This window comes from Mannheimia haemolytica (genome assembly GCF_004342115.1).
Classification (GTDB): domain Bacteria; phylum Pseudomonadota; class Gammaproteobacteria; order Enterobacterales; family Pasteurellaceae; genus Mannheimia; species Mannheimia haemolytica.
Genome location: NZ_SMAC01000017.1, coordinates 42,362 through 63,609 on the forward strand (window position 1 = coordinate 42,362; position 21,248 = coordinate 63,609).

Below are 21,248 nucleotides of genomic sequence, written 5' to 3' on the forward strand. Positions count from 1 at the left end.
TTCAGCATAAAATAAGGCGAACAATTGTGTTCGCCTTTTTGTTTGGTTTTTTAGTTATTTGCTTTTTTAGTTATTTGCTTTTTTAGTTATTTGCTTTTTTCAATAATCCCTTCTGCACAGGCAAAAGCAGATGACCACGCCCATTGGAAATTATAACCACCAAGCCAGCCGGTAACATCCAGCACTTCGCCGATAAAATAAAGCCCTGCTGTATTTTTCGCTTCCATCGTTTTAGATGAAATATAGTCGGTATCAACACCGCCTTTGGTTACTTCCGCTGTACGATAGCCTTCCGTGCCGTTTGGCAAGAAATGCCAATGGTGGATAAATTGCTCTAATAAGGTCAGATCTTTTTTACTCAAATCGGCAATCACTTTATCGGTCAGCAATTTCTGTTCCAGCCAAACTTCAACCAATTTTTTAGGTAAATAACGAGATAATACGGTTTTTAGCTGTAATTTCGGCGAAGATTGGCGTAGTTCGCTCAATATATCGGTAATGGACTGCGAAGGTAGCAGATCAATCTCTACCGTTTCCCCCAATTCCCAATAATTGGAAATCTGCAAAATTGCCGGGCCGGATAAGCCTCTGTGCGTAAACAACATCTGATTGCTAAAACTTTTGCCATTGGCGGAAACAGTAATCGGCAGTGCAATGCCGGAAAGCTCGGCAAAATATTTATCGCTCTCTTTCCAAGTAAAAGGCACAAGGCTTGCACGTGGTGGCACAACAGGAATACCAAACTGCTCGGCAAGTTGATAGCCAAAAGGGCTTGCCCCGAGAGCCGGCATTGAAAGCCCTCCGGTTGTAATCACTAAGTGTTCGGATTGGAACTTGCCACAAGCGGTCGAAATTTCAAAAAAATTTGCAACTTTTTCCACAGAAATGACCGCTTGCCGTAACAGAATCTCAACCTTGCCTTTGTTGCATTCTGCTTGTAGTAAATCGACAATTTGTTGCGAGCTTTCATCACAAAACAACTGCCCTAGCTCTTTTTCGTGATAGCTAATGCCATAGTGGCTGACAAGCGAAATAAAATCCCATTGGGTATAACGTGAAAGGGCGGATTTCACAAAATGGCGGTTTTGGCTAAGGTAATTTCCGGCACTTACGTCTAAATTCGTAAAATTGCAAAAACCACCGCCAGACATTAAAATTTTACGTCCGACTTTCTTACCGCTGTCTAACACCACCACTTTTTTGCCAGCTTGCCCCAGTTGGGCAGCACAAAACAGCCCTGCCGCACCGGCACCAATCACCACAACATCAATATTTTGCATTAAAAATTCAGTACCTTATCTGCTTGAATTGTCCAATCTGCCAGTTCAATTAATGTGCCAATCTCTACCCCATCGGCTAAAGGCAAATCTGTAATCCCTCGAGCATTAGTACAGGTTTTGCATAATTTTACGTTTGCCCCTTGGGCGGTTAAAATTTCCAGCATTTGCTGAATATGATAACCCTCTGCCGGATTTTGCTTTGCCAGCCCTGCGGTGACTGCATCCGACATTAAGAAAAGTTTAATTTCCGTATTGGCTTTATGTTGTTCTTGAATTTGTAATGCCAAACGCAACGCACTGAAAAACGTTTCATTGCCGTAAGGAGCAGAATTGATGATAAAAAGAAGTTTTTGAACTGAATTAGACATTGTTTTACCTCGGAATACACGAAACACATAGATAATGAATCAAATACCCTCTCCCCTTTGTGGGAGAGGGATAGATTTTTCTTCGTTTAGAAGAAAAATCAGGGAGAGGGGGTAGAGCTTAACCCACCCACACAAATTTAGCAATAAAGAGAAGTGAAACCACTAAAACAGAAAGGTTGATTTCTTTCCAACGCCCTGTAAAGGCTTTCATTACGCAGTAGCTGATAAAGCCGAATGCAATCCCTTCAGTGATGGAGTAAGTAAACGGCATCATTGCGGTAGTAATAAATGCCGGCGTAGCTTCAGTTAAATCGTCCCATTTTACTTCAATTAAGCTAGATGCCATTAAAATTCCTACAAATACCAATGCCCCCGCAGTTGCATAGGCAGGTACTAACCCTGCAAGTGGTGAGAAGAAAATGGTTAATAGGAATAAGATCCCAACTAACACCGCAGTTAAGCCGGTACGACCGCCAACTGAAACGCCGGAGCCACTTTCAATATAGGTAGAAATCGCTGAAGTTCCCATATAAGAGCCTGCCATTGCAGCGGTACTATCTACTAGCAGAGCTTGTTTCATTTTCGGGAAACGCCCTTGTTCATCCGCAAAGCCTGCTTTGGTAGTCACCGCAATTAAGGTGCCGGAAGAGTCAAACAGGTTTACCAACATAAAGGAGAAAATGATCCCGAGTAAGGCAACATCAAAAGCACCGGCAATATCAACCTGCCCCACAACTGCCCCAAGGCTTGGTGGCATAGACATTATGCCGTTAAAGCTCACCGCCGGGTCAAAGGCTAAGGCAAGAGCGGTAACAATCACAATTGAAATTAACACGCCTGAGTGAATACCTTTCGCCGCTAATACAACAATGATGAAAAAGCCTAAAATCCCCATTAACACTTTCGGGTCGTGCAAATCACCTAGTGCCACAAGCGTTGCCGGATTTGGCACCACCAAGCCCATATTTTTAAAACCGATTAGGGCAATGAATAAACCGATACCGGCACCAATACCTACACGTAAACCAAGTGGAATCGCAGACATAAACCAGTAACGAACTTGTAATACAGTTAATAGGAATAAGCCAACAGAGCCTAAGAAAATCGCCCCTATACCCACTTGCCACGAGTAACCTAATTTTTGCACCACTACGAATGCAAAAAAGGCATTTAAGCCCATTGCCGGTGCAAGAGCAATCGGTAAATTACTGAATAACCCCATTGCGATAGTACCAAAAGCGGCAATTAAACAAGTAGTCACGAACACTACTTGGGTGTCCATTCCCGCCACGCCTAAAATAGACGGATTGACGAAAACAATATAAACCATTGTGAAAAAGGTAGTAATACCGGCGATAATTTCGGTTTTTACATTACTGCCTTTTGCTTTGAGCTGAAATAATTTTTCTAACATAAAACCTTCGGTGTTTAAACAAAATGACAACGCCCAAGCAATCGGTTGCTCGGGCGTTGACGATTTTTATCACGGAATAAATACTTTTGCAAGCACTTAATACGCTAAAACTAATTTTAGTAATTTCGCCGCTAAAAATGCCAGACTGAAACGCTGTTCATCGGCGACCGTCCAGAACTGCACTTCCTGTTCGGATTTCGCCAATAACTGACTGATTTCTAACGCATTTTGCTCTTCGTTTTCGCCATTTTTCACCGCTGTAATCACTGAATTTTCATTAAAATTCAGCCAATTTTCGGCTTTCCAAGCTTCACTTAACACATTAGCATCTAACTGATATTCAGACTGCACCGACACCATTTGGGAAACCCCATAAAAGACCGGCACTTGCACGCTGTGGAAGGTAGTACAAGCGGTCAAATTTGGTAAAACTTTTGCAATTTGCAGTTCAAAGGCTTTTGAGAACGGCAGACTTTTCTCTTCTCCTTGCACATTAGCCGGCACAACATCAAAGGCAATGCGTTCCGCATTTTCATCAAACGGAATGCCGTTTAACAAACGGGCAGTTTGTCCGGCAAGCTCCTTGACTTTTTCATCGCCAAAATAGGCAGACGGTAAAAGTGAGGTTACCCACACCTGTTTTAACGGCTCGTTCAACAATGGCTTTAAGGCTAACGCCAGTTGTGAAATTTGCGGATTGGCTAAAGCAACGATATTTCGCTCACGCAAATTTGCGACATTTTCATCATTTACACTTGGCACAACTACCGGTACATCGCCGATGAGTGCGGTAATGCCGTATAAATCTAAAATCACACAGCCGGCTTTCACCGCTTCTGCCAACACTTCCGCTTGTGCCATTTTGCCGGCAAATAGAACATGGCTAAATTCCGCCCAATTTACTTCATCTAACGCATATTGTGCGACTGCTTTTGCCCCAAAGCGTAAATTCTGCTCTTCACCAAACGGCTCAAGCTCAACGGCTGAAATATTTTCAATCCCTAAATCTTGATTTGCTAATGCTTCAAGTAATTTTTCTGCCAGCGTAAAATCAGCGGCAATCGCTAAATGGATATTCGACACACTATCTCCTTTTTCATAACGTTATTCGGTTTCATTATAAGCTAATTTCACGCTTCAGAAAAATCATAACTCATAATGTGTAATTTATGATTTTTGCAAATTTTAAACCTAAAAACACCGCTTGTTTTGCCTGTAATTTACTTTTCAAATGATTGAACTTTTGATATAGTTCACACTTTAAAAGTAGCTTATCATTCTCATTAAAACTGAGGATTAGCTAAAGCCCAATAGTAAAACAAAATGGCAAAACAAGATTCAGATTGTATAACCTTAGATCTGTTTGCGACTGTACCAAAAGTTGGGCGTCCTCGTACAAATCCTCTTGATAGAGAACAACAACTTCGAATCAATAAACGTAACCAACTAAAACGAGATAAATCTTCCGGTTTAAAACGGGTAGAATTAAAACTGCATTCGGATTTAGTAAAGTTATTAGAGGAACAGGCGTCTGAACAAGGTGTTTCACGCGGGCAGTTAATTGAAACAATTCTAAATAATTATCTCACAAATAGGTAGTAGCAATGGCAGTTGTAGGTTTATTTTACGGTAGCGATACAGGCAATACAGAAAATATTTCAAAAATGATTCAGAAAAAATTAGGGGCTGAATTAATTGATATTCGAGACATTGCCAAAAGCACAAAAGAAGACATTGAAGCATACGATTTTCTGATGTTTGGGATCCCAACTTGGTATTATGGTGAATCGCAAGCCGATTGGGACGATTTTATGCCTACCCTAAAAGAGATTGATTTTAACGGCAAAGTCGTTGCAATTTTTGGTTGCGGTGATCAGGAAGATTATGCAGAATATTTCTGTGATGCAATGGGTACTGTGCGTGATGTGGTAGAGCCAAATGGTGGTGTGATTGTTGGTCATTGGCCAACTGCCGGTTACACTTTCGAGGTTTCTCAGGCCTTAGTTGATGATGATACTTTTGTCGGCTTATGTATTGATGAAGATCGTCAGCCTGAATTAACCACTGAACGTGTTAATAAATGGTGTGAGCAGTTGAAAGAAGAAATGTGCTTAGACCAACTCGCATAATAACTATTTTGGATAAAGATAAATAGGTGGCATATATGTCTGAAGCAAATATTAAACGTTTAAAAGAGGTAGGCTTAAAAGTAACCGAGCCTCGTTTGACTATCCTTGCATTAATGCAAGATATTCGTGATGAAATGCAACATTTTGCAGCAGAAGATATTTATAAGATTCTGTTAGAAAAAGGCTCAGACATTGGTTTAGCAACGGTTTATCGTGTCTTAAACCAATTTGAAGAAGCCGGCATTTTAACCCGCCATAATTTCGATGCGAATAAAGCAGTATTCGAATTAAATATGAACCACGAACACGACCATATTATTTGTATGGATTGTGGTAAGGTGTTCGAATTTAAAGATCCTGATATGGAGCGTCGCCAACGTGAAATCAGTGAAAAACACGGAATGGAATTGACTAACCACAGTTTATATCTGTATGGTAAATGCAGTAATTTAACCAACTGTGATGAGAAAAAATAATATTTCTTATTTTGACTTATTTCTATTACCGAAGTCCCTTTGGGTCTTCGGTATTGTTCTATATAGGTTTCCCTAATTTAAAATGACGATGGAAGAAAATACCCACACTGTTGTAGATGCCCAAATCCGGCAGCCTCGCAAAATTTCTCCTTTTTGGCTGTTACCAATAGTTGCTTTTATTATTGGTGCTTTGCTATTTTTCCAAATTTTAAAAGAGCAAGGTGAAACAATCACGATTCGATTTAGTAAAGGTGATGGCATTACTGCCGGAAAAACCGCTATTCGTTACCAAGGCTTGCAGATTGGTCAGGTTAAGCGTGTTTATTTTGTCGATAATTTAAAAGAAGTGGAAGTGCAAGCAGAAATAAACCCTGAAGCCAAAAGTATTTTACGCAAACAGACTAAATTTTGGTTAGTGCAACCAAGTGCTTCTTTGGCTGGCGTTTCAGGCTTAGATGCGATTGTTTCTGGTAACTATATTACCCTACTTCCCGGTGAAGGCGATTTCGTTGATGAATTTATTGCAGAAGAAGATCCTCCGGCTATTACCGTGAGCGATGGCGATTTACTGATCCGTTTAATCTCTGATGACATAGGCTCTATTACTGTCGGAGCGAGTGTTTATTTCCGTAAAGTGCCAGTGGGTAATATTGCCGATTATCGTTTTACCAAAGACCAGAAAAAAATCGAAATTGATGTCGTCATTAATCAAAAATACGCTCATTTAGTGAAAAAAGAGAGCCGATTTTGGAATATTAGCGGTATTAGCGCTGATGTAAATTTACAAGGTATTAAAATCAATATGGACAGCCTTGCCTCGGTAGTACAAGGTGCGGTTGCTTTTGATTCGCCTGATAATATGGAAATTGCCGAGCAAGGACAGAAATTTGAGCTATATCCGGATTTGAAATCAGCTAAACGTGGAATTGAAATCAACGTAAAACTACCGCTTACACATAATTTAAAAATTAATGAGACTGGTGTTTTTCACCAAAATGTGCAAATTGGTATGCTTTCGCAGCTAAAATTACCGCAAGTAAAAGACAACGGTGTGCCACAGCAAGAATCAGGGCAGCATAAACAGATTGATGGGGTTTTATTAATTGACCCAAGTTATGAAAATTTACTACGCTCCCAAACTAAAATCTTGCTCAAAGAGCCGAAATTCTCCTTAAACACAGAGCAGCTGACGAAAGTAGGTGAGCTGCTGCGTGGTGTCTATTTTGAGGTTCACCCGGGGGAAGGAGAACCTCAATCGGAATTTGTGGTACAAAACGAAGCCGATTATCTATTAAGTTTACCGAATTTACTTAGCTTTAGCTTAATTGCTCCTCAAGCCTATGGGGTAGATACCAATCAGGGGATTTACTATAGCGATGTGCAAATCGGAGAAATCGTCAAACGTAGCCTAGAGTTAGACAAAGTACGTTTTGATGTCATTATTTATCCGCCTTATCGCAACCTGATTGGGAGTAACAGCAAATTTGTTGCGATATCCAACATTGATATGTCGGTGGGGCTAGATGGGTTAAGAGTTCACGCCGGTTCACCATCTGAATGGTTAAAAGGCGGTGTTCGCTTAATTAACGGTAAAAATGACGGTAGCCCGAAAAAACAATATGCACTTTATAAAGATATAGAAAGTGCGGAATCAGGCATGGCTACCTTAGATAAAAAAGCCACCACTACCCTTTCGGCAGATTCATTATCTGGTATCAGCGAAGGCTCTTTGGTGCTATATCGTGATTTTCAGGTCGGCGAGGTGTTAAAAATAACCCCGAAACAACAAAAATTTGAGGTTGAGCTATTTATCCAGCCAAATTATCGTCATCTATTAACCGAGAAAAGCCGTTTCTGGATTGAGCCGGCAACGAGTGTTGATGTGTCACTCAAAGGCGTGAATATCACTACAGCTCCATTAATGCGTACCTTAAAAGGGGCGATCAGCTTTGATAATGGCGGTTCAAAAGGCAATAAAACGCTTTATGCAAGTAAGGAGAAAGCCACTTCGGGCAATACTTATCTCACGCTGATTGCAAAAGATGCGAGTAAGTTAAGCGAAGGAATGGACATTAAATATATGGGCTTAACCGTAGGTCAAATTGAAAAACTTGAGCTACAAAATGCAAAAAAACAGATAAAAGCGACCGCTTACATTCAAAGGAAATACTATCCGTTAATTGCAAAAGCCGGCAGTAAATTTAATGTTATCTCGCCTGAAATCAGTACCTCCGGCTTTAAAAATTTAGATGCAGCACTGCAAAATTACATTACGGTTGATGTCGGTTCAGGGCAAGCTCAAAACCAATTTGTTCTTGCAGATACCGATACGGTAAAAACCACCTATGCCAACGGTTTCCCGATTATTGTTGAAACCACTAATGCCAATGGTATTCAGCCAGAAGCACCTGTGCTTTATCGTGGAATGCAGGTGGGGATTGTCAGCCATTTAAGCCTCAGCGAAGTAAATGATAGAGTTTTAATTCACCTGAAAATTAATAGCAAATATCAGCACTTAGTCAGAACCAATACCCAATTCTGGCAAGCTTCAGGTTACACGATGGACGTGAGCCTGCAAGGTGTAAGTATGAACTCAGGCACAATGTCGCAGTTATTAAACGGCGGTATTGAGTTCTCTACCCCTTACACTAAAGTGGTGAAGCCTCAAGCTCAGCCAAACAGACGATTTTTCTTACAACGCAAACTACCTGATGAAGCCCCTGCTTGGGATCAAGGAATTGCGGAATAATATTGATGGAGTAAAAAATGCCTTTATTAGATAGTTTTAAAGTAGATCACACCAAAATGAACGCCCCAGCCGTGCGTGTTGCAAAAACAATGACCACACCGAAAGGCGATACCATTACCGTGTTCGATCTCCGTTTCTGCCGCCCGAATATTGATATTCTACCGGTGCGTGGGATTCACACAATGGAACATCTTTTTGCCGGCTTTATGCGTGACCACCTCAATAGCGAACAAGTGGAGATCATTGATATTTCGCCAATGGGCTGCCGTACCGGTTTTTATATGTCGCTCATCGGCACGCCTTCAGCAGAAGAGGTTGTCAAAGCGTGGACGGCTTCAATGGAAGATGCGTTAGATAAAATCCCTGATGTATCGGCAATTCCTGAGCTGAACGAATATCAATGTGGCTCTTACAAAGAGCATTCTTTAGAAGAAGCTCACCAAATTGCTCGTAATGTGTTAGCTGCCGGCATCGGTGTAAATCGCAACGAAGATTTAGCCTTAGACGAAAAATTACTTAATCCATAATTTTTTAACATCTTTTCGGGGGCAAATGGTTATTTGCCCCCGCATTTTATTCGGAAATCACAAATTTATGTTTGAAAAACTGTTTCAATGGTTTGAGGCAAGGGTGGAAACTTACCCAAATGAAACGCCAAGAACCCCAAAATCAGGTCTCATTCCTTTTATTTACGATGCCACTAAAGGAATGCGGTTTTATATCTTACTACTGACCGTATTAGTTGCAGCTGTCGGTATTATCGAAGCGGTTCTGTTTCGCTTTATGGGCGATTTAGTCGATTGGGTCAATAAATACTCGCCAACAGAACTTTGGGCAGAAAAAGGCTGGACGATTATCGGTATGTTTTTTATTGCCCTACTTGCAGTGGTGTTTGTTTACCTTGCCAGCAGCATTCGCTTTCAATCTCTGCAAGGGGTATTCCCAATGCGTTTGCGTTGGAACTTCCACCGCTTAATGCTTGGGCAAAGTTTAGGTTTCTATCAAGACGAATTTGCAGGAAGAGTGTCTGCAAAAGTAATGCAAACCGCCCTTTCCGTGCGTGATGTGATTATGACTTGTGCCGATATGTTGGTGTATGTGCTGGTTTACTTCACCACCTCCAGCGTGATTTTATTACAACTTGACGGCTGGTTATTCGTGCCGTTTATTTTATGGGTCATCTCATTAGCGGCAACCATTATCTACTTTGTCCCGAAATTAGCCCAAGCTGCTCAAGAGCAATCGGATGCCAGAAGTTTAATGACCGGTCGAATTACCGATGCTTACGCTAACATTGCCACCGTCAAACTCTTCTCGCACGGCAACCGTGAATCTGCCTATGCGAAAGAGTCGATGGAAGAATTTATGGTGACAGTGCATAAACAGATGCGTTTAGTGACTGTAATTGAAACCGTAACTAATCTAACCTCGATGGCATTAATAATTTCAACTGCGGGTATCGGTTTATGGCTTTGGGGTTCAAGCGTAGTAACTGCAGGGGCGATTGCCACCTCAACCGCTTTGGCTTTACGCATTAAAGGCTTATCACAATGGATTATGTGGGAATTTGCTCGTCTATTTGAAAATTTAGGTACGGTACAAGACGGTATGATTACGCTTTCCAAACCACACAATGTGGTAGATAAAATCGATGCGAAACCGTTAAATGTAACCAAAGGCGAAATTAAATTTGAGAATGTGGATTTTGCCTACGATCCAAAAAAACCGCTACTGAAAGATTTTGACCTCACTATAAAACCGGGGGAAAAAGTCGGTTTAGTCGGGCGTAGTGGTGCAGGTAAATCAACGCTCACCAATTTATTATTGCGTTTTTACGATATTCAAGACGGTTCAATCACGATTGACGGGCAAAATATCCGTGATATTACCCAAGAAAGCCTTCGCTCACAAATTGGTTTGGTGACTCAAGACACCTCGCTGTTACATCGCTCTGTGCGTGAAAACTTGATGTACGGTCGCCCGAACGCCACCGAAGAAGAGATGATCAAAGCCGTTGAACAAGCTGCCGCTAGCGAATTTATTCCAAACCTGCAAGATGCCAAAGGCAGAACCGGTTTTGATGCACACGTTGGCGAACGAGGGGTAAAACTTTCCGGCGGACAACGCCAACGGATTGCGATTGCCCGAGTGATGCTAAAAGATGCTCCGATTTTATTACTCGATGAGGCAACCAGTGCGTTAGACTCTGAAGTAGAAGTGGCAATTCAAGAAAATCTCACGCAATTAATGGAAGGTAAAACCGTGGTTGCGATTGCCCACCGCCTCTCTACCATTATGGCAATGGACAGACTTATCGTGTTAGATAAAGGCGAAATCGTTGAACAAGGCACGCACGAAGAATTGCTTGCTCAAAACGGTGTTTACGCCAGACTTTGGGCTCACCAAAGCGGGGGGTTCTTACCGGAGAATACGGATATTTAATCAACTCCATCACACATCATACTAAGCAAGCGGTCATTTTTTGTTAGCAATTTGCAAGATTTCAACAAAAAACGACCGCTTGTTCGCCAATTAAAACCGCTTCCAAACACCAATAAAATCTATCAAAAATTTGCAAGATTTCTCCCCTTTTTTCAGGTATCATTATGACCTTTAATAACAATAATTTTGGAGCAAATTGTGTCTTCCCTTTGGTCTGATTGCCTTAATCACTTACAAACGAAAGTCTCACCAACCGATTACAGCACTTGGCTGCGTCCTCTGCAAGCGAGTTCTGAGAATGGGGAACTCACACTTTATGCACAAAATCAATTTGTTGAAAACTGGGTAAAAGATAAATTTTTATCGGAGATTACCGAGCTTGCCCGTTTTTTGGCGAAAAATGATAATTTGGTGGTGACGTTAAAAGTTGGGATTAAACCGACAGAACAGCCAAAGGTCAGCCCAAATCTAAAAAACGAGAGTTCAGAATTTAGCAATACCGGCTTTAAAACCGGGCTAAACCCAAATCAAACCTTTGATAATTTTGTACAAGGCCGCTCAAACCAATTAGCTAAATTAGTGGCTCAACAAGTGGTGGATAATTTAGGCGAAAGCCATTGCAACCCACTCTCGTTTTATGCCGGCACCGGTTTAGGCAAAACCCACTTATTGCACGCTATCGGCAATGAATTAGTTAAACGCACACCGGGTACTCGGGTGCTATATATTCACTTGGAACGTTTTTATCGTGATATTATTAAGGCGATCAACAGTTCCAATAACGATGCGGAAAAAATCAAAAAATTCTACCGCTCGCTTGATGTGTTAATGATTGACGATATTCAATTTCTTGCCAATAAACCGAAAGTACAAGAAGAATTTTTACATCTGTTAAATTCGCTGTTTGAACAACGCAAACAGATTATTTTAACCTCCGATGTGTTGCCGAAAAATATTGATAAAATTGACACGGCGATTAAATCCCGTTTAAGCGGCGGTATTAGTGCGACCATTGAGCCACCTGAATTGGAAACCCGAGTGGCAATTCTTCGCCAAAAAGCCTTAGAACGTGGAGCAGATTTGCAAGAAGATGCCGCCTATTTAATGGGGCAAAAACTCCGAACCAATGTGCGTGAATTGGAGGGAGCATTAAACCGTGTGATTGCGTGGCAAAAATTGACCCTTCGCCCGATTACGGTTGATGCGGTGCGTGAAACCTTGCAAGATCTGTTTGCCTCTTTTGATTACTTGATTACGATTGAAAATATTCAACGCATTGTGGCCGAATATTACGGCATAAAAGTTGCCGATATTAAATCGAAAAGTCGGGCAAGAAGCATTGCCCGTCCTCGCCAAATGGCAATGGCACTGGCAAAAGAGCTAACCAACCACAGCTTGCCGGAAATTGGTCGGGAATTTGGCGGTCGGGATCATACTACCGTGATGCACGCCTGCAAAACCATTAATGAATTACGCGATACCGAAAGCGGTATCCAAGAAGATTATATCCATTTAACACGCAAATTATCATCTTAGCCCGATGAAGGAATGATTATGCAAATTACCATTACCAGAGAACAATTACTTAAGCCTTTACAACAGGTGTGTGGCGTATTAAGTAGCCGTCCGACTTTGCCTGTTATTAACAATCTTTTATTAGAAATTGAAGGTAATCGTCTATCTTTAACCGGTACCGATTTAGAAGTGGAATTAACCACCCAAGCACAACTGCTACAAGCGGTCGATTTTGCCGGAAAATTTACCATTCCAGCTAAAAAATTCCTAGATATCAGTAAAAGCCTACCTGATGACAGCGTGATTTCGGTACAATTTGAAGAAGATAAAGCCATTATCAAAGCAGGACGTAGTAAATTTAGTTTAGCTACATTACCGGCAAGTGATTACCCGAATTTGATGGATTGGAAACCGGAAGTGGATTTCTCGATTGATCAATCTACCCTTGCCCGTCTGATTGATGCCACCCAATTCTCAATGGCAAACCAAGACGCCCGTTATTTCTTAAACGGAATGAAATTTGAAACCGAAGGCAATTTATTACGCACCGTTGCCACAGATGGGCACCGTTTAGCGGTTTGCACAATGGTGCTAAATCAAGAGCTTTTGACTCATTCGGTTATCGTGCCACGCAAAGCCGTACTTGAGCTTTCCCGCTTGGTTGCCAGCAACGATGAAACCGTGCGTTTGGAAATCGGTTCAAGCAATATCCGTATTACAATGAACGGCATTGTATTTACCTCTAAACTGATTGATGGCAGATTCCCGGATTACCGCCGAGTTCTGCCTCGCAATGCAGATCGCATTCTAGAAGCGGAAACCGAAACCCTTAAACGGGCATTAATGCGTGCAGCGATTCTTTCTAATGAGAAATTTAGAGGGGTGCGTTTAACCTTAAGCAATAATTTACTCAAAATTACCGCAAACAATCCGGAGCAAGAAGAGGCGGAAGAGATCATTGATGTTGCCTACGACAGCCCGGAAATGGAAGTCGGCTTTAACGTTAGCTATGTATTAGATGTGTTAAACACCTTAAAATGCCAACGTGTGCGTTTTAGCTTAGTTGATTCAAGTTCTAGTTGCTTAATTGAAGATTGCGACAACAGCTCTGCCGAATATGTGATTATGCCAATGCGTTTATAATTCACAGCAACACTAAACCAACAAAAAAGCCTGATTGATTTTATTTCAATCAGGCTTTGTTTTTATAAGTTATTCAAACGTACATCAATTAAGGTTTGTTCCTGAGGATTTGCGGTCGTTTTAGCTTGCTCATAAGCACTTTTCGCCGCAGGAATATCGCCTTTTGCTGCAAGAATATCGCCTGTTAGAATTTGCTTACGCAATTCCCACGCTTTATCTTGAATTTGAGCCAGACTTGCCAGTGCTTCATCGTAAGATTTTAGTTGGAAGTCAATTTGAGCCAAACGAAAACGAGCGATAGATTGTAAGGTTGAATCCGAATAAGTCAAAACTGACTGTAACGCTGTTTTTGCCGCAGAAAAATTCCCTTTTTCGACCGCTTGTTTAGCTACTTCAAATTGGGCAAAAGCGGCATAGCTTGAATCTTTATTATCGGCAATAAATTTCTCAACAAGCGGTTGATTTTTGCTTGGATTTTGCAAATAACTCTCCATCACGCTTTGGTATGAAGCGGATGTTTTTTGTGCCGTTTCAAGCTGGTGATTTTTCCAAAAATTCCAGCCGGCAGTTGCCGCACAAGCTAAAATAATCGCCACCAAAATCGGTGTCCCGTTCTCTTTAAACCAATTTTTGGCATCTTCAAATTGCTGCTCTTCGGTTTTATTTAAATATTCGTTACTCATCTTTTTCTCCTAAAATCGTTTAGATAGCTCAGCAATCAGCTCTGATTGAGCAATCGTGATTTGTTCTGCTCCTGAACGTAAATCTTTGATAACAACTTGCTTTTCAGCCACTTCGCTTTCGCCAATCACTAACGCAATTTGCGCTTCTACTTTATCTGCACGCTTAAATTGTTTTTGGAATTTACCGCCGGAACAGTGTGTCATTACGCCAACGTGTGGCAATTCGCTACGAATCTGCTCTGCAAGTTGGAAGGCATTTAGTGTTGCCCCTTCACCGGAGAATACGATATACACATCCACCGTTTTTGGTAAATCAATCTCTTTATTCACCTCTTGTACCAACAGCACTAAACGCTCTAAGCCCATTGCAAAGCCAACGCCTTGGGTTGCGTGTCCACCGAGTTGTTCGACTAAGCCGTCATAACGCCCACCGCCACATACGGTGCCTTGTGAGCCTAAGGCTAAGGCTGAAGTGACCCATTCAAACACGGTTTTATTGTAATAGTCTAAACCACGCACCAATTTTGGATTGACTTCGTAACGGATTCCCATTGCATCAAGTAAGGCACAAAGTTGGGTAAAATGTTCACGGCTGTCATCATCTAAATAATCGAGCAGTTTTGGGGCATCGTTTAATACATTTTGTAGTGCTTCGTTTTTGGTATCTAAAATCCGTAGCGGGTTTTTCACCAAACGCTCTTTCTCTTCTTCGTTCATTAAAGCGGTGTGATTTTCTAAAAATTTTACTAATGCTGAGCGATAATTTGCACGAGCTTCTAACGAGCCGATAGAGTTAAGTTGCAAAGAAACATGTTGATCGATGCCTAACTCTTTCCATAGGCGTGCGGTGAGAATAATCAACTCCGCATCAATTTCCGGATTTGCAATGCCAAACACTTCAACACCGGCTTGGTGGAATTGGCGGTAACGCCCTTTCTGTGGACGTTCGTGGCGGAACATCGGCCCCATATACCATAAGCGTTGCTCATTATTGTAGATCCAACCACGCTCAATCGCTGCACGCACACAACCGGCTGTACCTTCCGGGCGGAGCGTTAATTGCTCATCGTTATCCCAGAACGTGTACATCTCTTTCGACACCACATCGGTTACTTCGCCAATGGCACGGGCAAATAACGGAGTGCTTTCTACAATCGGCATACGTACTTCCGAATAGCCGTAACTTGCCAGCACATTACGCACTTTCTGTTCAACCCATTGCCATAATGGAGACTCACTTGGTGAGCAGTCGTTCATTCCTCGAATTGCTTGAATTGTTTTTGCCACTATATTTATCCTATTTGTTCAATATCTATACGATTATGTTGTTGTGCAACTCTGGCACGAATTTTAGCTTCTAATTGGTCGATTAATTTTGCGTTGTCAAAACGCTCTTTTTGACGAACGCCATCTAAATAAAAGCCGCTCATTTTATTGCTGCCGGTTACCCCTAAATCAGACACCAACGCCTCTCCTGGACCGTTTACCACACAGCCGATAATCGAAACGTCCATCGGCGTGATAATGTCTTCTAAACGTTGTTCTAGCTCGTTTACCGTCGCAATCACATCAATTTCTTGGCGGGAGCAGGTTGGGCAAGCAATAAAGTTGATCCCACGAGAGCGAATACGCAGCGATTTCAAAATATCAAAACCGACTTTCACCTCTTCAACAGGATCAGCCGCTAATGACACACGCAAGGTATCACCAATCCCTTCCGCTAGCAACAGACCTAAGCCTACCGCCGATTTCACCGAACCGGCTCTCGCTCCGCCTGCTTCAGTAATACCTAAATGCAGGGGCTGATCAATCTGTTTTGCAAGAAGTCGGTAAGATTCAACCGCTAGAAATACATCTGAGGCTTTCACGCTGACTTTGAATTGATCAAAGTTAAGGCGATCTAAGTGATCAACGTGGCGTAATGCCGATTCTAATAATGCCTGTGGTGTCGGCTCGCCATATTTTTCCTGCAAATCACGCTCTAATGATCCGGCATTTACCCCGATTCGGATCGGAATGTTTTTATCTCTGGCACAATCTACCACCGTGCGGATCCGCTCTTCATTCCCGATATTACCCGGGTTAATCCGCAAGCAATCCACCCCATATTCGGCAACTTTCAACGCAATGCGGTAATCGAAGTGGATATCCGCCACCAATGGCACACTCACTTGTTGTTTAATCGCTTTAAATGCCTCAGCAGCGTCCATTGTCGGCACAGACACACGCACAATATCAGCCCCGACCCGTTCCAGCGATTTAATTTGAGCAACGGTGGCTTCCACATCGGTTGTGCGGGTGTTGGTCATTGACTGAACCGTAATCGGTGCATCGCCGCCTACAGGCACATTACCCACATAGATTTTCTTCGATACCCGACGTTTAATAGGTGATTGATGTATCATATTTTTAGCTAATTGTGAAAATTTATAAAAACAGAAAACGCTCGTAAAGACAGCTATCGTTAAATGCTAGCTTTACGTGCGTTTTTCATCGTTAAATCAAGCTTACTGTAACGGTAAACGAATACGAGCTACACGCCCATCAATTTTCAATGGTACTTCTTGACCTTTATAGTACACTTTTACATTGGCAGGCGCACCAATGGTTAAACGATATTGCTCATTCTCATTGAAACTTAAAGTCTCACCATTGTTATATAATTTTTCTGCTAAACGTTTATTTTTAGCACCCCGCACTGTAATCCAGCTTTGTGAACCGGTAATTTCGATACGAAGCTCATCATTCGTTACCGCAACAGGCTGTTCTGTAGGGGCTTGTTCCGATTGAGATTGCTGTAAAACATTAACTGCCTCAACCTGTGCAGTGGTGGCATCAGCTTGTTTAACTTCTTCTACCACTTTAACATCTTCTTGTGTTACAGGTGATGATGCTGCTTGTGTAGGCTCTACTTTTTCAGTTAATGCCGGTTCTGCTGCAACTACCGTTTCTGCTACTTGAGCAGGCTGCTCTGAAACCTGAATAGGTTGCTGAACAGGCACGGAAGTTTGTGCTGAAGCATCATTATTTGTAGCGGTATTCGCCACTTCAGCAACTGGTGCAGAGCTAACAAATTGCTCGCGATTTTCCTGTTCTTTTTGATACCCTTGCCACCACCAAAGTAATGTCATTCCTAATGCCGCAAGCAATACTAATACCGTTAAATACTTTAAGGTTTTACCTTGTGAATTTGATGAAGGTTTTACTGAAGAAACTTTAGTGACTTCTTTTGGAATAGTGACTTCACCATAATTAACGCTCGAAATAAGGGATTCAGGTAAACGCAAAAATTTCACATAATTACGCACATAGCCACGCACAAAAGTTGGGGCAACATTTTGTAGAATAAAGATATCATTTTCAAGTGATTCAATATGTGATTTTTTTAAGTTGGTTTTTTGAGCAACATCTGTAATAGAGAGATTTAACGCTTCACGAGCCGCTTTTAATTGTTGCCCTAAAGAAAGTGCTGTACCAGCTTGAGTAGAATTAACTGATTCCGTCATATAAAACTCTTTAAAGAAAGTAGTAGAAATAAAATTCAAAAATTATTCGGAAGTTTAAAGAGGTAATGCCTATTTTGCAATCTTAATGCGTAAAAAATTGAAAATTTAATCGGCAAGCGGTCATATTTTTCAATTTTTTTGCAAAATATGACCGCTTGTATCCGGTTTTACTTTGAAGCTAAATTGGCTTTGGCTACCGCAATCGCCTCTGCCACACGTTGTGGGTTCACTCCACCTTTGGCACAACGTTTTTCTAAGCAAGATTCTAACGAGAGAATTGGGTAAACATCATCGCCAATCGAATGATGGAATTGCTGGAATTCGTTAATGCTTAATGCTTCAAGTGGCTCTTTTTTGCTGATTGCGTAAACCACCGCTTCGCCAACAATATGATGAGCTTCACGGAATGGCACGCCTTTCGCCACTAAATAATCTGCCAACTCGGTCGCATTCGCATAACCTTGCTGAGCGGCTTCTCGGGTGCGTTCGGTATTCACTTGAATATCAACCAGTACAAGTTCTGCAATTTCTAAACAAGCCTGCCAAGTTTCCAACGCATCAAAAATACCCTCTTTGTCCTCTTGCATATCTTTATTATAAGCAAGTGGTAACCCTTTGAGTGTAGTTAATAAACCGTTTAATGCCCCAAATACCCGACCGGATTTCCCACGAATCAGCTCACAAGCATCAGGGTTTTTCTTCTGTGGCATAAGTGATGAGCCTGAGGTCACACGATCCGACATTTCAAGGAAGCCTGATTCGCCACTATTAAAAATGATTAAATCTTCAGCAAAGCGAGAGAGGTGCATCATACTGATCGAGGCAGTAGAGAGCAACTCTAAAATATGGTCACGATCTGACACGCTGTCTAAACTGTTGCGTGTGGCTTCTTCAAAGCCTAAATCACGGGCTAATAAGTCACGATCAATGCCGTAAGCCGTACCAGCCAATGCCCCTGAACCAAGCGGGCAAGTGCTCATACGTTTATTAGCATCACTCAAACGGCTGAAATCCCGTTCTAGCATTTCATAATACGCCATACACCAATGAGCGAAGGTCACAGGCTGAGCTCGTTGTAAATGGGTATAGCCCGGCATCACCGACTCTTGATTTTCTTCGGCAACGGAAACCAAACGCTCTTGCAAAGCTCGGATTCTTTCTTGCAATGCCACCGCTTGCACCTTGCACCACATTTTAATATCCACCGCTACTTGGTCATTACGGCTACGCCCGGTGTGCAATTTTTTACCTAAATCGCCCACTTTTTCAATCAGCTTAGATTCAACCCAGCTGTGAATGTCTTCCGCATCATCTTTTAAGATGATGGTAAGGTTAGATTCTACCTCTGCTCTCACCTCTTTTAATGCTGCGATTAGTTGTTCTAATTCTGCTACCGTTAAAATACCTACCGAAGTAATGGCTTTTGCCCAGCCGATTGAGCCTTCAATATCTTGAATCGCCAAGCGGTAATCAAAACGTAATGAATTGTTAAAATATTTAAATTTTGCGTCTGCTTGTTGTGTAAAGCGTCCACCCCAAAGTGCCATAGTCTGTTCCTTGTATATTATTCTTTGTATCGATCAAAATGAAAAAGGCGTTTTACCGCCTTAACTTTTCGCTTATTTTGCATAAATATGCAAAATATTTCAATATTTATTTATAACTATTTTAATTGTGACTCAATAATGCCACCGCCTAAGCAAACTTCACCTAAGTAAAACACGGCAGACTGCCCCGGCGTCACGGCAATTTGCGGTTCATCAAACATCACTCGAATGGTTTCATCATCAAGCACTTGGATTTCACACGCAATATCTGCTTGACGATAACGGGTTTTTACCGTGCAGCGTAAATTTTCACGCAACGGCTGCATATCCACCCAAGTGAGCTGTTTCGCAATTAAGCCACTTGAAAGCAGGGCTGAATTATCGTGTCCTTGTGCCACAATCAATACATTGTTAATTAAGTCTTTCTCCACCACATAAAACGGATCTTCACTTAGCCCTTTCACCCCACCGATACCCAAGCCTTTGCGTTGCCCAAGCGTGTGATACATCAGCCCATCATGGCGACCGACTAATTTGCCCTCAACGGTGCGGATTTCCCCCGGTTGAGCCGGTAGAAAACGAGCTAAGAAATCTTTAAATTTACGCTCACCGATAAAACAAATGCCGGTAGAATCTTTTTTCTTTGCGGTTGCTAATCCTAGGTCTTCGGCAATGACTCGCACAATCGGCTTCTCAATTTCACCCACTGGGAATAAACTCTGCCCGATCTGCTTTTTATTTAACGCATATAAAAAGTAACTCTGATCTTTGTTTTCATCTAAGCCACGCAAAAGTTTCGCATCTTGATCATCGCTCGTACGGCGGACGTAATGCCCGGTCGCAATATAATCCGCACCAAGATCTTCTGCCGCATATTCCAAAAAGGCTTTAAATTTGATCTCTTTATTACACAAAATATCCGGATTTGGCGTTCTTCCTGCCTTGTATTCTGCCAAGAAATATTCAAATACATTATCCCAATATTCCGCTGCAAAATTAATTTTATGCAGTTTCATACCCAGTTTATCGGCAACCGCTTGAGCATCGGCAAGATCGGCGGCGGCGGTACAATAATCCGTATCATCATCTTCTTCCCAGTTTTTCATAAACAAGCCTTCCACTTGGTAGCCCTGCTGTTGAAGAATAAAAGCGGAAACCGAGGAATCCACCCCACCGGACATACCGATAATGACTTTTTTCTTGCTGTTTTCAGCAAGTTGTTCTGGGGTTAATTTAGGGAAATGAGTGTCGTAGGTTTTTGAGGTTAATTGAGTTGTCATAAATCTCCCGTAACTTTGGTTAAGGCGAAGCACATTGGTTAATAATAAAAACAACAAGCGGTGAAATTTGCAAAAAATTTTGCAAAATGAACCGCTTGCCTATTAAGAAATTAGAGTTCTCTTTGGTAAAAGACTTTTCCTACTCTATCAATATGTTCAATAAAGTTAGCATTGGTTAATTGATGATAAATCGACAAGTCAAATAAATAGGGCGAGTCGGAATCGTCCAAATCACCCCAAATGCGTTTGACAATATCGTAAGTAAGATCTTTTCCTTTAAAAGTAAGATCTACATCTGAGCCTTCACGATAATTACCTTTAGCACGCGAGCCGTAAATAATGGCTTGCTCCACTTCAGGGTATTTCGCAAGAATATCGGTAATAGTTTTCGTCGCTCGTTCGCTTAGTCCAAAGTTTGGCATAGTGTTTCTACTCGCTGTTCAAATTCAATAAATAAAGGCAGATACGCCTTGATAATTTTATTAAATTCTTCAGTTAAAATAGTTTCATCGTCAGTATGAACTGTTATATTGCGGCTTTTTATCATTTCTAGCCAAACTTCGCCCTGAGTGATTAGCCCACGATTAAAAGCCAAACGAGAAGCCGTTTTTGAACCATAAATTGTAGAAGATCAGACTTGATCTGACAATTCACTCTAAAAAGTGAGAGTTTCCCGTTTAGAATATGAGTGTCCAAATTCAATCTAAACAAAAAAG

At 41.6% G+C, this 21,248-nt stretch carries 19 protein-coding genes and 1 pseudogene; 8 read left to right on the forward strand and 12 right to left on the reverse strand.

Translation table 11 applies throughout. The features are described 5' to 3' along the window. Nucleotides 1–86 precede the first annotated feature (86 nt). From EDC41_RS07660 to EDC41_RS07675, 4 genes are all read right to left on the reverse strand, one after another. Nucleotides 87–1,280: a BaiN/RdsA family NAD(P)/FAD-dependent oxidoreductase gene (locus tag EDC41_RS07660; protein WP_006252099.1), complete on the reverse strand. Its 1,194-nt coding sequence runs from the start codon at nt 1,278–1,280 to the stop codon at nt 87–89. Next, nucleotides 1,280–1,648, reverse strand: coding sequence for a DsrE/DsrF/TusD sulfur relay family protein (locus tag EDC41_RS07665; RefSeq protein WP_006252985.1), 369 nt, complete (start codon nt 1,646–1,648; stop codon nt 1,280–1,282). The genes EDC41_RS07660 and EDC41_RS07665 overlap by 1 nt, the downstream gene beginning before the upstream one ends. 118 nt (nt 1,649–1,766) lie before the next feature. After that, entirely contained in the window at nt 1,767–3,062 is a 1,296-nt protein-coding gene (locus EDC41_RS07670; protein ID WP_020824235.1) for an NCS2 family permease, read from the reverse strand. Between the two features lie 96 nt (nt 3,063–3,158). Beyond that, nucleotides 3,159–4,145: an oxidoreductase gene (locus tag EDC41_RS07675; RefSeq protein ID WP_006252096.1), complete on the reverse strand. Its 987-nt coding sequence runs from the start codon at nt 4,143–4,145 to the stop codon at nt 3,159–3,161. Nucleotides 4,146–4,385: 240 nt separating this feature from the next. Here EDC41_RS07675 and ybfE point away from each other — a divergent pair, with 240 nt between their 5' ends. The 8 genes from ybfE to dnaN all read left to right on the forward strand — a co-directional run bounded on the left by ybfE (nt 4,386) and on the right by dnaN (nt 13,516). Beyond that, complete coding sequence (ybfE, locus tag EDC41_RS07680) at nt 4,386–4,661, forward strand: LexA regulated protein (RefSeq protein WP_006252095.1); 276 nt, start codon at nt 4,386–4,388, stop codon at nt 4,659–4,661. 5 nt (nt 4,662–4,666) lie between these two features. Next, nucleotides 4,667–5,191 carry a flavodoxin FldA gene (fldA, locus tag EDC41_RS07685; protein WP_006250414.1) on the forward strand — a complete coding sequence of 175 codons (525 nt, stop codon included), beginning with the start codon at nt 4,667–4,669 and terminating at the stop codon, nt 5,189–5,191. Nucleotides 5,192–5,226: 35 nt separating this feature from the next. Next, nucleotides 5,227–5,667, forward strand: a complete 441-nt coding sequence (gene fur / locus EDC41_RS07690; protein ID WP_006250413.1) for a ferric iron uptake transcriptional regulator — start codon at nt 5,227–5,229, stop codon at nt 5,665–5,667. 82 nt (nt 5,668–5,749) lie between these two features. Further along, nucleotides 5,750–8,416, forward strand: coding sequence for a PqiB family protein (locus EDC41_RS07695; RefSeq protein WP_006252094.1), 2,667 nt, complete (start codon nt 5,750–5,752; stop codon nt 8,414–8,416). 17 nt (nt 8,417–8,433) lie between these two features. Then, entirely contained in the window at nt 8,434–8,943 is a 510-nt protein-coding gene (gene luxS, locus EDC41_RS07700) for an S-ribosylhomocysteine lyase (protein WP_006252093.1), read from the forward strand. Nucleotides 8,944–9,010: 67 nt separating this feature from the next. Beyond that, nucleotides 9,011–10,858 (forward strand): ABC transporter ATP-binding protein, encoded by a 1,848-nt coding sequence (locus EDC41_RS07705; RefSeq protein WP_032844760.1) that lies wholly within the window; start codon nt 9,011–9,013, stop codon nt 10,856–10,858. Nucleotides 10,859–11,044: 186 nt separating this feature from the next. Beyond that, a complete protein-coding gene (gene dnaA / locus EDC41_RS07710; RefSeq protein ID WP_006252090.1) occupies nt 11,045–12,394 on the forward strand; it encodes a chromosomal replication initiator protein DnaA in 1,350 nt (449 codons plus the stop codon). An 18-nt stretch (nt 12,395–12,412) separates the two neighbouring features. After that, complete coding sequence (dnaN, locus tag EDC41_RS07715) at nt 12,413–13,516, forward strand: DNA polymerase III subunit beta (protein WP_006250407.1); 1,104 nt, start codon at nt 12,413–12,415, stop codon at nt 13,514–13,516. A gap of 62 nt (nt 13,517–13,578) precedes the next feature. Here dnaN and EDC41_RS07720 read toward each other — a convergent pair whose 3' ends face one another. The 8 genes and pseudogenes from EDC41_RS07720 to EDC41_RS07755 form a co-directional block, all read right to left on the reverse strand. Beyond that, nucleotides 13,579–14,199, reverse strand: coding sequence for a YfgM family protein (locus EDC41_RS07720; RefSeq protein ID WP_006250406.1), 621 nt, complete (start codon nt 14,197–14,199; stop codon nt 13,579–13,581). Nucleotides 14,200–14,208: 9 nt separating this feature from the next. After that, entirely contained in the window at nt 14,209–15,486 is a 1,278-nt protein-coding gene (hisS, locus tag EDC41_RS07725) for a histidine--tRNA ligase (protein WP_006252088.1), read from the reverse strand. Between the two features lie 5 nt (nt 15,487–15,491). Next, the gene (gene ispG / locus EDC41_RS07730) at nt 15,492–16,604 is read right to left on the reverse strand and encodes a flavodoxin-dependent (E)-4-hydroxy-3-methylbut-2-enyl-diphosphate synthase (protein ID WP_006250404.1); all 1,113 of its coding nucleotides are present in this window, start codon (nt 16,602–16,604) and stop codon (nt 15,492–15,494) included. Nucleotides 16,605–16,706: 102 nt separating this feature from the next. After that, the gene (locus EDC41_RS07735; protein ID WP_020824237.1) at nt 16,707–17,705 is read right to left on the reverse strand and encodes a RodZ domain-containing protein; all 999 of its coding nucleotides are present in this window, start codon (nt 17,703–17,705) and stop codon (nt 16,707–16,709) included. A 167-nt stretch (nt 17,706–17,872) separates the two neighbouring features. Continuing rightward, nucleotides 17,873–19,252 carry an argininosuccinate lyase gene (argH, locus tag EDC41_RS07740; RefSeq protein ID WP_006252085.1) on the reverse strand — a complete coding sequence of 460 codons (1,380 nt, stop codon included), beginning with the start codon at nt 19,250–19,252 and terminating at the stop codon, nt 17,873–17,875. Between the two features lie 116 nt (nt 19,253–19,368). Further along, nucleotides 19,369–20,532, reverse strand: a complete 1,164-nt coding sequence (mnmA, locus tag EDC41_RS07745; protein WP_020824238.1) for a tRNA 2-thiouridine(34) synthase MnmA — start codon at nt 20,530–20,532, stop codon at nt 19,369–19,371. A gap of 110 nt (nt 20,533–20,642) precedes the next feature. Then, entirely contained in the window at nt 20,643–20,954 is a 312-nt protein-coding gene (locus EDC41_RS07750) for a nucleotidyltransferase domain-containing protein (RefSeq protein WP_006250399.1), read from the reverse strand. Further along, a pseudogene (locus tag EDC41_RS07755) lies at nt 20,936–21,154 on the reverse strand (nucleotidyltransferase substrate binding protein); the annotation flags it as partial. The gene EDC41_RS07750 and the pseudogene EDC41_RS07755, both read right to left, overlap by 19 nt. Between the last annotated feature and the right edge of the window lie 94 nt (nt 21,155–21,248).